We start from the raw sequence: 13837 nt of genomic DNA, 5'->3' as shown, positions 1-13837 counted from the left end.
ATTTTTATTCGCAAGGAGCGTAATTATGTCTATTCAAGAAACAGTGCTTCAGGATTTACTTAAGAACGAAATCAATACACCCATTGCTTCTGATTTGGCGGCAGCCCAAACTCATCCTCTGCAAATTGAAGCTCTTCCAGAACATTTATATGATCTGAGCGCTCTTGAAGAATCCAAAATTGATTTGGAAAGCCTGCAAAAAATTACCTCAGTTAAAGACGATCTTTTAAAAGTAAAAGGTACCCTTGTCGGCATAGTGGATACTATGGCCAATGATCCTAGTATGATTACCCGTTGGTCAAAGTCTTGGGGGGAATTGCCTCTGTGGCAAAAAATACTGGGTGGCGTTGCTCTGTCTGGTCCTACTGTTGCTGCGGGGCTTTTCGCACATGTTGCAGCACTTATGGTAATTGGCGGTGTTACAGGTGTGGCTTATACGGCAAGCGGCATTATTCTTGATGATCACCACATTCATAATGTAAACATTGCACAGCGTCTGAAACAGGGGGTTTCAGATCTTGCAGATCTTTTAATGCTTACCATCAATGCATTGGAAAAAATAGCTCATGATTTAAAAGTAGAAATAGGTAAATTTGCGATTGAAAATACCAAACTTGCTGATAGCGTAGTTGAGTTGCGATCAGAAGTCGAATCACTGACTAACCAGGTTGAGGTATTTATGAAAACTCAGGAGTTATTGCGCGAAACCAGAAATGATCTTGAAAAGACAGCAGAATCTCTGAAAAATTCTGTGGTAGAACAAACTGAATTACTTAATAAAAATCAATTGTTGTTGAAGCAAGTTAAAGTAGATTACGAAAAAAATGAACAGCAATTAAGTGCTAAAATTGCAGAGTTACTGGCCGTCAAAAAATCAATGGACTTAGAGGTCGAACGAGCTAAACTGGTGGCTAATACTTTAGAAGGAACGGTTTTAAGTCTTACTGGAACAGTAATAAAAGATGGAGAACAGCGAGCTCAATTTCAACAGAATCTTGATTTGTTTCTTAAAGATAAAGAGGGTGGATTTGATAAAGTGGCCACTCGAATTTGTGATGCAGAAAAAGAACTTGAAGAAGTTAAGAAGCAATTATCTGAAAGCACCGATCGTTATAAAGAATTACTCGATAGACAAGAAGAACAAGTCGCGCGTTTGGAGCAATTAGGTATTGAGAATATCCCTCCCCAAAATTACAGAACAAGCACAGGGATTATGAGCAGCACAAAAGCACTGCACAAAAACAGTATCTATAATGTAAAAAGTCATTGCACTGCTTCTGTTCCCGTGGTGGACCTGGTTCAGGGAACACAGCTAATGGTGTAATGCTTTATGAAACCGTTTTGATTACAAACAGCAGGTGCAGTCATGTAAGTGATAAAGAACATGGCTGCTTTATTTGTATGTTTAAAAACATTTTATTGTTTGGGACAGTCTAAGCTGATTTTTTGCTCTCGTTCACATGTGTCTATTAAAACTAAAACGTTATCTCCATTTTAGGTTGTGCGAGAAGTAAGTTCTTGCGAGCGACTTAACATTACAATTGGTCAAAAAAAACAATTGGCTTACAGAATCTAACGAGGCGGTGAAAATTTAAATTTTTTGAAAAAGGCAGGACATACGAAAAAATAATTCATATGTCCTGAGATGTACTGGCTTAGCTTTTTTCTGACTGTTCTTTAGCTAAAGAAGGTTCTCTTTTCTTGTTCCCTTCATTTTTTGGAGCACTGGATCTATTACCTTGAGGTCCATTCTGGCCTTGTTGGTTTGGATGCTGTCTCTTACGTTGTTGATTAGGGTTGGTATTCCCACCAGTACTAGCATTTGTCGCAGGGTTGGTTCTCTGCTGCTGTTGTTGGTTACCGCCTGGACGGCGTCTACGGTTAGGGTTATTTTGCTGTCTTCTATCCGTTCCCTGTCCTTTAGAAATGTGTCTGGATTGGTTTTGATTGCGGTGGTGTGGTGTTTTTTTCGCATTATCAGGCGCCGATGTAGTCGATTCAGTATGTCCACCAAATAAACTGGTCCATAAACGTTTGATAAAACTGTTTTGCGGATGTTTTCTTGTATGATGTTCTGCAAAAGACTTAACTGCTGGTTCATCATGCACGGCAGTATCTTTATCACTGCTTGTAACCTGTAATTCGGGTTGTTGAATTAAGGTATAGCTGGGTTTTTTGGATTTGCCGACATTATCTTCTTTTAGGCGAGTGATCGAATATTGTGGGGATTGCAAATAAGGATTGGCAATAATAATTACACTCACGCCATGCCTTTTTTCAATGTCTTTAATGAAATTACGTTTTTCATTCATGATAAACGTCGCCATTTCAGCAGGTAGCTGAACCTGGATTTCAGCGGTCTTTTCTTTTAATGCTTCTTCTTCAATCAAGCGTGTAATCGATAAACCATGAGATTGAATATTTCGTACTGTTCCTCGACCTTCGCAACGAGGACATATCTCCTGCGCCGTTTCGCCCAGAGACAGTCTCAGGCGTTGACGAGACATCTCAAGAAGACCAAAACGAGAAATACGGCCAACTTGTATGCGTGCTCTGTCAGCCTGTAATGCTTCTTTCAAGCGGTTTTCAACATCGCGTTGGTTTTTGCTGGAGCTCATATCAATAAAATCAATAACGACTAATCCACCCAAATCACGAAGACGTAATTGGCGCGCAATTTCATCTGCAGCTTCAAGATTCGTATTTAAAGCCGTTGCTTCAATATCAGAGCCGCCAGTTGCTTTAGCAGAGTTAATGTCTATTGAAACCAGAGCTTCCGTTCTGTCGATAACCAGTGCACCACCAGAAGGCAGCATCACTTGGCGTTGATAAGCAGTTTCTATCTGACTTTCAATTTGATAAAAATTAAACAAAGGAATGCTGCTGTTGTATAGTTTCAAATTAGGAAGAAACTCAGGTTTTACTCGTTCAATGTACTGCTTCGCTTTGATATAGGAAATTTGGTCATCAATAATTATTTCACTGATTGATTTGCGCAGATTATCACGAATTGAACGGATAATAACATCACCTTCCTGATGTATCAGGCATGGAGCAAGTTCTGAATTATAAGCTTGTTTTATGGATTGCCATTGATTACACAGCATATTCAGGTCATCTTGTAACTCTTCCTGGCTCTTGCCAACACCTGCTGTTCTGATAATCAGTCCCATATCGTCAGGCAGAGTCAGGGCGTTCAGGGTTTCACGTAATTCATCACGCTCATCACCTTCTATACGTCTGGAAATACCGCCGGAACGAGGGTTGTTGGGCATCAGAACCAGATAGCAACCAGCCAGAGTAATGAATGTAGTAAGAGCCGCACCTTTATTACCTCGCTCTTCTTTATCTACCTGGATCAGTAATTCTTGTCCTTCGCGTATTAGTGTTGTAATTGGAGGTTTGTCATCTCCGAAATCGTCAGGATTTTTGCTTAAATATTCAGGTGCAATTTCTTTTAAAGGTAAAAAACCTTGTCGTTTTGAGCCGTATTCTACAAATACAGCATCAAGGCTTGGTTCTCTTCTTGTGACGACTGCTTTGTATATATTGCCTTTTTTCTTTATCTCACCAGGACATTCAATATCCAGGTCAAATAAGTGATTGTTTTTTATGAGTGCAACACGAACTTCTTCAGTTTGCATTGCATTGATCAACATTTTTTCCATCTGTAACCCCATAATTAAGGCGCGGGCATTTAAATCAAGATAGTGTAAGGCTCGGGAGCGTCATTGTTTTTAACGGTTTCGAGACCAGGTGTTGGTTACCTGTTTCTGTATCCGGTAAATTAATAACAACTCCTACCCAAACAGTCAAACATCGTGTTGAAACACGTTGATTGAGCGGTAAAGGAGGTGATCTTTAAGCGGACCCATGACCTTGTGGACAGACCATACGCATGTTCCCTGGATAATCAAAGGTGCACACTGTGAAATATATCGTTTACGGATTAAGTGGGTTGAAATAAGAAGCCTTTTTATGAGGCGTGTGAAAGCCCGGAAATAATTCGTAATTGGTATAAAGCATGTCTGACATGCGTAGGTATCTGTCGAAATAATAATCAATTTTGCTCTGGTATTGGGTCGCTTCCTTATATCTTCGACTTAAATGAAAGCGCAACTTGTTGTTCTTCAAGTATCAATCCGTTCATTTGGAATGAGTAAACAGATATAATTTCAGGACGTTAAGGTGCGGTCGTAACTAAAATTCAATCTGTTTATACTAACCTGGATCAAAACTTCGTGTGTTGGATTTGTTATCAATTGAACCAAGTTCATGTTATCCTGTTAATTTTTTATTCTATGTTTGATAAAAAATTATAGCGATTGCACGTATTTTGGTGAATTAATGACAAATCTTTGTCGATAATTAATCGACTATTAAACTTTTTCTCTGTTTATACGTTATAATTCGGTCGCTAGGGAACATTCCCACGCGATATATAATCATATCAAAAAATTCACGCTCAGCAAACAGGTTTATTGACAATGAGTGAAGTAAGCTATAAAGAAATAGGTAACGAAGAAGACGGACAACGCCTTGATAATTACTTAATCAGGATTTTAAAAGGTGTACCTAAAAGTCATATTTATCGGATTATCCGAGGTGGCGAGGTTCGCATCAATAAAAAAAGATCTCAGGCCAGCTCTCGTTTGCATACTGGCGATTTAGTGCGAATTCCTCCCATACGAACATCAGAGTCCAAAGAAATATTTGTTGGCGATGCTTTGGCAAAACGTTTAAATGAATGTATTATTTTTGAAGACTCTTGCCTTCTGGTATTAAATAAACCAGCCGGTATTGCGGTTCATGGTGGCAGCGGTTTGAGCTTGGGAGTTATTGAAGCTTTGCGTAAAACCAGACCCGATTTACCTTATCTGGAATTGGTACATCGATTAGATAAGGAGACTTCCGGATGTTTGCTTCTGGCGAAAAAGAGAAGTACTCTCAGGGCAATTCAAGCCTCTCTTGAAGCACGTGAGGTTCAAAAAACGTATTGGGCTTTATTAACTCATCCTTGGGAGGGCAAAAAGAAAATCACTGTGAACGCTGCTCTTGAAAAAAACACTCTGAAATCAGGAGAGAGGGTGGTGACGGTGAAAGATGATGGAAAAGCTTCTGAAACAGATTTTAAATTATTGGAAAATTATCAACAGGCTTGCTGGGTAGAAGCAAGTCCTAAAACAGGGCGTACTCACCAAATTCGGGTCCATAGCGCTTATTTGGGGCACGTTATTGTAGGAGATGAAAAGTACGGATCTCTTGCGGGCGAAGTCGAAGGGATAGATAATCATCAAAATCGTCTTTTTTTACATGCGCGTTCTATTCAATTTAATTTAAATGGAACCAAACAGCTTTTTCAGGCTAATGTAGATGATCGATTTGCTAATACACTAAAACAGTTGCGTGCAAGGAGCGTGGTAGGCAATGAGTAATCCATATCAATTGGTCGTTTTTGACTGGGAAGGCACTATTTCAGACACTTTAGGGCTGATATTGCATACCGTAGCCAATGAAGCAAATATACTGGGATTTGGGGATATTGATCCATACCAAGCTAGAAAATATGTAGATCTGGGTTTATTACAGGCTTTGAAAAAATTATTTCCTCAATTATCTATTGGTGAGCAAGAGCAACTAATACAGGCGGTTCAACATGCCATGATTACCCGAACAGCTGAAACCTACTTGTTTCCGGGCACGTTAGAATTTATACAGCAGCTTCATCATGCAAAAATAGATTTAGCAATTGCAACAAATAAAGGACATCAATCATTAGTTCGAGCATTGCAAGCTACAGGCCTTGATGAATTCTTCAAGGTTACGCGTGCAGCAGGCCAGGTTCCAGCCAAACCCTGCCCACAAATGCTGGAAGAAATCATGGAGGAGTTTGGCAGAGATCATTCTACGACTCTAATGATAGGTGATTCAGCTACTGATATGGAAATGGCAGCGAGCATTAATGTTGCTGCTATCGGGGTGGATTTTTACCATCAACAGGAAGCGTCTCTTAAAGATGCTGGCGCTTTGGCAGTATTTGATGATTATAAGCTATTGGCTGACTATTTGAAGCTGCCAATTATGTAATAGGGAGTATTAATGAGTACATTAACCAGTTTGCCAAATTTATTAACGTTGTTGCGTATAGTTCTTATTCCAGTCTTTATCATTGTTTTTTATCTTCCTTTTAAATGGGCTAGTGCTGTTGCGGCAACAATTTTTGCAGCGGCATCTTTTACAGATTGGTTAGATGGCTATTTGGCTCGCAAACTTAAAATGATGTCACCTTTTGGTGCGTTTCTTGATCCTGTTGCGGATAAATTATTGGTTTCGACCAGTTTATTGTTGTTGGTTGGTGCTAAAGACATTAATTACATTACTATTCCTGCCATCGTAATCGTTGGACGAGAGATCGTTATTTCCGGGCTAAGAGAATGGATGGCTGAAATCGGACGTCGTGCAAGTGTTACAGTCGGTTATATTGGCAAAGTGAAAACAACGTTCCAAATGATCGCTTTGATTTTACTGCTTGCGTTTAATCCAGTTAATTCCTGGTGGGGTTCTATTGGTTTTATTCTGCTATATGTGTCTGCTATTTTAACTATTTGGTCTATGGTTATTTACTTAGCGATTGCATGGCCAGATTTAATGAAAAAAAATTAAATTTTTTGTTGACAGTGTCTGGATTTACGGTAGAATCCCATCCCGTAGAGACGCGGGAATAGCTCAGTTGGTAGAGCACAACCTTGCCAAGGTTGGGGTCGCGAGTTCGAGTCTCGTTTCCCGCTCCATATTTAAAGCGACGAAAAGTCGCTTTTTTTATTAGAGCCGCAGAGAAGTAATAGTAGCAAAAGGCTGTGTGGCAGAGTGGTCATGCAGCGGCCTGCAAAGCCGTGTACGCCGGTTCGATTCCGGCCTCAGCCTCCATATAAAAGATATGCCCAGGTGGCGAAACAGGTAGACGCAAGGGACTTAAAATCCCTCGGTGGTAACACCATGCCGGTTCGATTCCGGCCCTGGGCACCAATTACACATTTTGTAATTGTTCGCAAGAGTTCAAATTAGTACGTAACTGATTGATTAATAATAAAATAACACTGACTTTTCTCTCTCAAATCTTTCTCAACGATTCGTGGCTCTTTCCCATTTAAGGGGGCAGCTTTAATCATCCGCAGAGCACCTTAACACGCACTCTATAATTTGGCTCTTTCCCATTTAAGGGGGCAGCTTTAATCATCCGCAGAGCACCTTAACACGCACTCTATAATTTTCAAAATTCCTAAACCCATAAGCCCTTCTTTGTATTAGCTTCATCTTACGATGGAAGCCTTCAGTTATTCCATTTGATTTAGTAAATCGCCACATTCTAGCTACTTCATCTTTCCAGGTAGTCAGCGTTTTACCTAAAGAAGCCAAAGCTTTAAAAGGGCTTTGTTTTAAATCACGAAGCATATCCAGGAAGATGGGTATTACTTCACGACACTTATTTTGATTTAAAGACTTGTTCATTAAAAGTTGATGAAGTTGTTGTTGAAATTGATAAATAGCCTCTATGGCTGGATTTTGAGCTAAGAAGGCGTCTCGTTTCTTTTGTTTATCAGGAGTGAGGCGGTCTGCTCTTGTTCTTAATAGTGCAAGGATGCCCCGATTATTTTTGACCTGATGAGAAAGTTCTCGATAGGTCATCATGCACTGGTGTTGCATTAGACGTATGACATGAAACCTATCGGCTACTATAAGCGCATTAGGAAAATATTTTTTTACCAGTGAACGATAAATACTGCTTAAATCCATACAAATCACCTTAACTTTTTCTTTGCCGGGCAATTGATTTAAGTAGACTGATAAGTCCTGTTCACTGCGCCCAAGAACGACATCAAAGATTTTATGTTTCCTTAGGTCGCATAAAGTAGTAGCGAAGCCCTGTTTTTTACTAAAAAAATGCTCATCGATACCTAAGATTTGCGGGCAAGGTTTATTAAGTAATTCTTGATGCTCGAGACGATAACGGCGTTGATACCAGCGTTCTATAGTCGCTTTCCCTTTCTTATAATAGCTCGCCAAGTCTTTCTGAGACACGCCTTTAGTATGGCTGTGGAATACCTCTCCTTGTAAGCGCTCAGTCGACCTTTGGTGTTTGGCTATCCCTGGAAACTGCTGATTCCCGTAGCGTTTACAGACTTTGCAATACAGCTTATAGGCTTTAAATCGCAATAAAGTTCTTCTATGCCCAATTAACTCGTGATGAACTTCTCTTATTTTGTTGGATTTCTTCCTTACTTCTTTGCTTTTACAATGGGAACAACGTGCTGTTCTTTGATACACCACATCTAATATTAATGGGTGATAACCACTTACTTTTACTATAGAAAATCCAGGTAAATTTAGGATAAGATTATATCCAGGCACTTTAATCTCCTTTTGATCGCTAAATCAAGGACTTAGTTTAGACTATTTTGATTAAAGTGCCCCCTTAATTGGTGTAGAGCCAGAAGCCCGTGAAATAGCCCTAGCTTATCGAGCTCTAGTTGATAAAGGGATTGACCCCAGAGCAAAAAATGTTGATGCAGAGCAAACCAAGATAACGTTCAGTATGGTTGCTGAGCAGTGGTTTCAAAAATATAAATTCTCATGGAAAGATTTTGCTCGCAATCGTCATGAAAAAAGTCTTTTGCGTGATATTTTACCTTTAATTGGTGAAAAGGCTATTGATGAAGTAACAAAAGCAGATTTATTAAACGTTATTAAACCACATGAAGATGTAGGGCATCATGATGTCGCTCATCGTTTATTTGCAAGACTACAAAGCATTTTCGAGTTCGCAGTAGGAGCGTCTCTTACCGAAAATTATCCATTTATTGGCTTAAAAAGGGTTTTAATGCCAAAGCCGAAAGCTAAAAACCAGCCAGCGATTAGTGCAAGCGAGGCTCATGAAATGATGTTGGTTATTAAAAACACCAATTCTACAAAAATCGTTAAGTTGTATATGGAGTTGTTAGCTCATCTATTTACAAGGCCGTCAGAGTTACGCGAAGCAAAATGGTCAGAATTTGATTTACAAAAAGCAGAATGGAATATTCCCTCAGAGCGAATGAAGATGGGGTTAGCCCATTGGGTACCTTTAACTCATCACGTTTTAAATTTATTAAAAGAACTCAGATTACTTACTGGTTTTACACCCTATTTATTTAGCTCACCAGCGTTAAAAAAACCTCAGCCTATTAGTGAAGCAAGTGTTCGTAAGCTTCTGCACAACGCAGGTTATAAAAATCGTCATACAGCACATGGTTTCCGTTCTTTAGCCTCTAGTGTCTTGCATGAGCAAGGAGACTTTAAAGCAGATGCTATTGAAGCTCAGCTAGCTCATAAAGTGCAAGGGGTACGTGGAATATATTTGAGGGCTGACTTTAAACAGGAGCGCAGGTTGCTTATGGAATGGTATAGCAGTTGGTTACTGTGTAATAACAAAGGCCAGCTTAAGATAAATCAGCAGTAGGAAAACTATAATGACAGAACTTTACGAAGACCCTGCACGTTCAAAACAAATGATAAATCGTGTATTGAATTCAGATGTTACAGTTAATGCTAACAGCTTACTATTAATACCAGTTTATTTACAATTATGTGATTTGATTAAGAATGACATTTCAATGGAGCACGTAAACATAATCAATAACACTTGGTATACTTATCAAGTTTTGATAAACATGAGTAATAAAACTGATTTAAAAGGGTTAAAAAGAAAGATTAAGAGGTTTATCACTCTTCGTGATGAAATTCTTCAGGATATGTTTAATCAAGATATTAGTCTCTTTGAGCAGACTGGCAGGCCTTTTACTCTATTTGGTATAAGGGACGATATAATCAAATTTTCTCAAGGTTTAACCCGTAAAAATGGGTCTCGGTACAGTACAAATGTACTAATAAAAAAATGCTACTTTGAGCTGCTATTCATCGCGGAATCCTTAGGATTGGTTGCTCCAACTCAACATTATCAACGAAGCGAGCTAAAATCTTTTTTAGAAATTGTCACAACTCCTCTTCTTGCAAGCTCCGAAAGCCCAGAGGCAACAGATAAGACGCTAAGGTATTATTGCCAAGAGTATGAGAAGGCGAAAAACCATCCTAATGTAAAAAAATTAATATCCGAATTAACAAAACACTGTATCGAATATCGATTAAATGCAACTTTATGGCAAAAGCTTTTAACCATTTATGAAAATGAAATTGCGCCACTCATGTTAACTCAATAAACCAAAAGTACTATGGCACAAGCCCTTTTTTAATGCTGTGTCATAGGCACCAGCGATAAATAATTATTTCCTTCATAATTTCTTGTGAATCCTTGAGAAAGATTCAAAAAGAAAAGTCATGTTTTATAAATATTTTTTTGAAGGAGATATCATTTTGAATGAACAAGCAATCCTACTTTACCCTAAGCAGGCTCAAAAGCTTTTAGGGATTGGCACAACTAAATTTTATGAGCTTGTAAAACTCCCTGATTTTCCTAAGCCAAGAAATCCTTTAGGCAAACGCCCCATGTACCTCAGAAAAGAAATTGAGGATTGGGCGCATAACCTCAATACAAATTGCCATTTATAAGGAAGTAATAATGGAGCGTATAACGAATCACCCAGTCAAGCAACTGGGCAATCCAAAACATGAAAAGCCTTTATATAGTAATTTAACCTCTCCAGAAAGAGCAAGATTATTAAAGTACTATAAGGAACTAAAGCGTGAGCAATCGATTTTATATGCAGATATTTTTACTGAGCATAAGCTTTCAGCGAATCTAGAGCGAGAGTTAATTGAGTCTAGGGGCTTACTAGAGGATCAGCTTAATCAAATTTTTGGGGGTAAGCATGCCCAGAAATAGAATGATTAAACCAGAATTCTGGACAAGCGAGCAGGTTTTAAATTGTTCGCCTATAGCGCGATTATTGTTTATAGGACTTTGGAATTTTTCTGATGACAACGGTGTGCACCCTGCTGCTTATAAAAAACTAAAAGCAGAAGTGTTTCCCACAGATGATTATTCCACAAACGATATACAGTCGTGGGTGTCCGAGCTTATACAACAAGGGCTGTTAAATGAATATACGGTGGCCGATAAAACATATTGGGTGGTTACCGGATGGAAAAAACATCAAACCATTAAATATCCAACTTCTCTCTACCCTGTAGAGCCCATTAATATAGAGCAAGTTACCAATATGGAGAAAGATTCCGGTAGTATTGAAGGAATAATTCCGAGGCATTGTAACATTGCTTCCTCAGTGTTGACGGAAGACTGTGGAAGTCCTGCTGCCCAAATTAAAATAAATAAAATCAAACAAAATAAAGAAAAACATTTAAGTGAATCTGACGATTCACCTCTCTGTGTTTCTTCTACCCCATCCAATGATGCTAGCGCACAACTGTTTGATTATTGGCAGCGCACTATGAACCACCCTCGTGCGATATTGGATAAGAAAAGGCGGCGAGTAATCGAGCAGGCTATCAAGCAAGGTTACACCATACCAGAGCTTCAAAAAGCCATTGATGGCTGTAAAAACACCCCATTCAACATGGGAAAAAATGACCATCACCAAGTCTATGATGATATCACTTTAATTTTTCGTGATGCAGAACATATTGAGCGATTCATGAAGAGTGCCCATAAAGATGAAGCTCAACTAACTTGTATGAAAAGCGATGATATTATGGCAGGGGTAATTTAATATGATGATGGCAAAGGAAATTGTAAGAAATTTATCTCAACGTGCTGAGGACGTAGCGCGGTATTTATTACCTAACGGCAAGAAAATTGGTAATGAATGGCGAGTTGGTAGTATTGATGGTGAATCTGGCCAATCTTTAGGAGTACATCTGACGGGCGAAAAAGCAGGTGTATGGGCTGATTTTGCCACAGGGGAGGGTGGTGATTTACTTAATCTCTGGGCTCAATCACGTAATCTAACTAACTATGAAGCCATGAAAGAGGCTAGTAGCTACCTAGGTATATTAGAACCTCATTTCGAAGCCTATAAATTATCTAAATTTGCTAGACCCAAACAAAATTTAGACTCATTAGGTGATAATTCGCCTGTAATGAATTACTTAACGCAGATACGTAAATTACAACCAGAGATTATTCAAGCATTCAGAATAGGACAAAAGGGTAATGAAATTGTTTTCCCTTACCTTTGTAATAACGAACTCATATTCGTAAAATACCTGGGCCTAAAACGCGTTGATGGTAAGAAACAAATGCGTGTTGAGCCTAATTGCGAACCTTGTTTATTTGGTTGGCATATGCTTCCTAAGCAAGTCCGTTCGGTCGCTATTTGCGAAGGTGAAATTGATGCTATGTCTTTATGCCAATATAGTATACCTGCATTGTCAGTTCCATTTGGTGCCGGAGGTGGTAAGAAACACGCTTGGATTGAATATGAATTTGAACGCTTGTCCATTTTTGATGAAATTTTTCTTTGTATGGATGATGACCAAGAAGGTTATATTGCAACAAAAGAATTAATCGAACGCTTAGGTCGTCATCGCTGTAGAGTTGTTAAACTGCCACTTAAAGACGCTAACGAATGTCTGCAAGCAGGAATTGCAGAGGAGGCAATTAAAAATTGCTTTGATTTAGCAAAAACACTTGATCCGGATGAATTAAAGCCAGCAAGCCACTTTGTGGGGCAGGTGATTGATGAGTTTTACCCTAAGCCAGGGACATTTATAGGATATTCATCTCCTTGGGAAAAAGCCACTGATAAAATACTTTTTAGACCTGATGAGCTTTCAGTGTGGACTGGCATAAACGGTCATGGAAAAAGCCAATTTCTCGGACAAATTATTTTGAGTATGATGCAGCAAGGTGCTCGTGTTTGCATTGCTAGCCTTGAATTAAAACCTAAGCGGCTATTAATGAGATTAACACGTCAAGCTGCTGCCTTAGCTAACCCCTCGATTGAGTATATAGAAGCGATTCATAGATGGTATGAAGACAAACTATGGCTTTTTGACCTTGTTGGCTCAGCGAAATCAAAGAGGTTGTTGGATGTTTTTTTGTACGCTCGTCAACGTTATGGAGTTGATGTTTTTATCATTGACTCGCTAATGAAATTGGATATTGCTGATGATGATTACAGCGTCCAAAAAGTGTTTATTGACCAGTTATGTGACTTTAAAAACCAGCATAATTGCCAAGTACATATTGTAGTTCACCCTAGAAAAGGATTTGATGAATCAAAACCCCCAAGCAAATTAGATATTAAAGGTACCGGGACAACCTCAGATTTAGCTGATAACTGCTTTATTATTTGGCGTAATAAAGAAAAGGAACGACTGATACAAGTCAAGGCTAGTGGTGCATTATTAGACGAAAAAGAAGAAAAAATTGTTAATTCAGCAGACTGTAAATGGATTTGTGATAAACAGCGTAACGGAGACTGGGAGGGAGTATTGGGTTTTTGGTTTCATGCTAACTCTTTACAATATGTGTATGCTCCAGATAAAAAACCGATGCGATTTGTTGAATACTCTTCAAAGCAAACTATTACTACTGAGTAATAGAGGTTTTTGAAGTTTTTATTTTTCAGGCTATAAAAAGGAGGTCTCGATGAAAAATAAAGGTGGCAGGCCACGAAAATTAACCCCTGAAATAAAAGACGCTATCGTTGAAGGAGTCGAAAAGGGCTTCACCTTAAAAGCTGCGTGTAAATATGCAGGGGTTTCATACGGCTCATTAGCAAATTGGAAGAGGCTTGCGAAAGCAGATGATGTGGATGCCGTACTATATCAGGATTTAATCACCAGCATAAATGTAGCAACACGCTTACTATGGTGTCAACAT

At 38.9% G+C, this 13837-nt stretch carries 13 protein-coding genes and 3 tRNA genes; 14 read left to right on the top strand and 2 right to left on the bottom strand.

Annotation, left to right across the window (positions count from 1 at the left end):
- Nucleotides 1–25: 25 nt before the first annotated feature.
- Nucleotides 26–1324 carry a LegC2/C7 family Dot/Icm T4SS effector gene (locus Q0495_RS10140; RefSeq protein WP_298625687.1) on the top strand — a complete coding sequence of 433 codons (1299 nt, stop codon included), beginning with the start codon at nt 26–28 and terminating at the stop codon, nt 1322–1324.
- Between the two features lie 331 nt (nt 1325–1655).
- On the opposite strand, the gene Q0495_RS10135 is transcribed toward Q0495_RS10140, so the two are convergent.
- Nucleotides 1656–3668: an Rne/Rng family ribonuclease gene (locus tag Q0495_RS10135; RefSeq protein WP_298625684.1), complete on the bottom strand. Its 2013-nt coding sequence runs from the start codon at nt 3666–3668 to the stop codon at nt 1656–1658.
- A gap of 819 nt (nt 3669–4487) precedes the next feature.
- On the opposite strand from Q0495_RS10135, the gene Q0495_RS10130 reads away from it, so the two are divergent.
- From Q0495_RS10130 to Q0495_RS10105, 6 genes are all read left to right on the top strand, one after another.
- Nucleotides 4488–5435, top strand: a complete 948-nt coding sequence (locus tag Q0495_RS10130; RefSeq protein WP_298625681.1) for an RluA family pseudouridine synthase — start codon at nt 4488–4490, stop codon at nt 5433–5435.
- On the top strand, nt 5428–6087 hold the full coding sequence (locus Q0495_RS10125; RefSeq protein ID WP_298625678.1) for an HAD family hydrolase: 660 nt from the start codon (nt 5428–5430) through the stop codon (nt 6085–6087). The genes Q0495_RS10130 and Q0495_RS10125 overlap by 8 nt, the downstream gene beginning before the upstream one ends.
- A 12-nt stretch (nt 6088–6099) precedes the next feature.
- Nucleotides 6100–6663, top strand: coding sequence for a CDP-diacylglycerol--glycerol-3-phosphate 3-phosphatidyltransferase (gene pgsA / locus Q0495_RS10120; protein ID WP_298625675.1), 564 nt, complete (start codon nt 6100–6102; stop codon nt 6661–6663).
- Nucleotides 6664–6715: 52 nt separating this feature from the next.
- Nucleotides 6716–6791: transfer RNA gene (locus Q0495_RS10115), tRNA-Gly, on the top strand.
- A gap of 62 nt (nt 6792–6853) precedes the next feature.
- Nucleotides 6854–6927 (top strand) — tRNA-Cys (locus tag Q0495_RS10110).
- Nucleotides 6928–6939: 12 nt separating this feature from the next.
- Nucleotides 6940–7026, top strand: a tRNA-Leu gene (locus Q0495_RS10105).
- 207 nt (nt 7027–7233) lie between these two features.
- Here the strand turns inward: Q0495_RS10105 and Q0495_RS10100 are convergent.
- On the bottom strand, nt 7234–8409 hold the full coding sequence (locus tag Q0495_RS10100; protein WP_298625672.1) for an ISL3 family transposase: 1176 nt from the start codon (nt 8407–8409) through the stop codon (nt 7234–7236).
- 184 nt (nt 8410–8593) lie between these two features.
- Between Q0495_RS10100 and Q0495_RS10095 the strand changes: the two genes are divergently transcribed.
- The 7 genes from Q0495_RS10095 to Q0495_RS10065 form a co-directional block, all read left to right on the top strand.
- Nucleotides 8594–9496 (top strand): tyrosine-type recombinase/integrase, encoded by a 903-nt coding sequence (locus Q0495_RS10095; RefSeq protein ID WP_298625669.1) that lies wholly within the window; start codon nt 8594–8596, stop codon nt 9494–9496.
- Between the two features lie 10 nt (nt 9497–9506).
- The gene (locus Q0495_RS10090; RefSeq protein WP_298625666.1) at nt 9507–10253 is read left to right on the top strand and encodes a hypothetical protein; all 747 of its coding nucleotides are present in this window, start codon (nt 9507–9509) and stop codon (nt 10251–10253) included.
- A gap of 154 nt (nt 10254–10407) precedes the next feature.
- The gene (locus Q0495_RS10085) at nt 10408–10602 is read left to right on the top strand and encodes a hypothetical protein (protein ID WP_298625663.1); all 195 of its coding nucleotides are present in this window, start codon (nt 10408–10410) and stop codon (nt 10600–10602) included.
- Between the two features lie 10 nt (nt 10603–10612).
- Nucleotides 10613–10876 (top strand): hypothetical protein, encoded by a 264-nt coding sequence (locus Q0495_RS10080; protein WP_298625660.1) that lies wholly within the window; start codon nt 10613–10615, stop codon nt 10874–10876.
- Nucleotides 10863–11720 carry a hypothetical protein gene (locus Q0495_RS10075; RefSeq protein WP_298625658.1) on the top strand — a complete coding sequence of 286 codons (858 nt, stop codon included), beginning with the start codon at nt 10863–10865 and terminating at the stop codon, nt 11718–11720. The genes Q0495_RS10080 and Q0495_RS10075 overlap by 14 nt, the downstream gene beginning before the upstream one ends.
- Nucleotide 11721: 1 nt before the next feature.
- Nucleotides 11722–13554 (top strand): toprim domain-containing protein, encoded by a 1833-nt coding sequence (locus Q0495_RS10070; protein WP_298625655.1) that lies wholly within the window; start codon nt 11722–11724, stop codon nt 13552–13554.
- Nucleotides 13555–13603: 49 nt separating this feature from the next.
- Nucleotides 13604–13837, top strand: a 234-nt coding sequence (locus tag Q0495_RS10065) for a transposase (protein WP_298625653.1), incomplete at its 3' end; no start/stop codon positions are given.

The sequence above is a fragment of the uncultured Legionella sp. genome (genome assembly GCF_937871865.1).
GTDB lineage: Bacteria > Pseudomonadota > Gammaproteobacteria > Legionellales > Legionellaceae > Legionella.
The sequence above is the reverse complement of the archived record's forward strand: the minus strand, read 5'-3'. Positions and strand labels throughout refer to the sequence as shown.

Coding starts and splice junctions, on each gene's coding strand:
- Q0495_RS10135 (WP_298625684.1), bottom strand. CDS start 3,668: ATGGAAAAAATGTTGATCAATGCAATGCAAACTGAAGAAGTTCGTGTT.
- Q0495_RS10130 (WP_298625681.1), top strand. CDS start 4,488: ATGAGTGAAGTAAGCTATAAAGAAATAGGTAACGAAGAAGACGGACAA.
- Q0495_RS10140 (WP_298625687.1), top strand. CDS start 26: ATGTCTATTCAAGAAACAGTGCTTCAGGATTTACTTAAGAACGAAATC.
- Q0495_RS10070 (WP_298625655.1), top strand. CDS start 11,722: ATGATGATGGCAAAGGAAATTGTAAGAAATTTATCTCAACGTGCTGAG.
- Q0495_RS10080 (WP_298625660.1), top strand. CDS start 10,613: ATGGAGCGTATAACGAATCACCCAGTCAAGCAACTGGGCAATCCAAAA.
- Q0495_RS10095 (WP_298625669.1), top strand. CDS start 8,594: ATGGTTGCTGAGCAGTGGTTTCAAAAATATAAATTCTCATGGAAAGAT.
- Q0495_RS10090 (WP_298625666.1), top strand. CDS start 9,507: ATGACAGAACTTTACGAAGACCCTGCACGTTCAAAACAAATGATAAAT.
- pgsA (WP_298625675.1), top strand. CDS start 6,100: ATGAGTACATTAACCAGTTTGCCAAATTTATTAACGTTGTTGCGTATA.
- Q0495_RS10075 (WP_298625658.1), top strand. CDS start 10,863: ATGCCCAGAAATAGAATGATTAAACCAGAATTCTGGACAAGCGAGCAG.
- Q0495_RS10125 (WP_298625678.1), top strand. CDS start 5,428: ATGAGTAATCCATATCAATTGGTCGTTTTTGACTGGGAAGGCACTATT.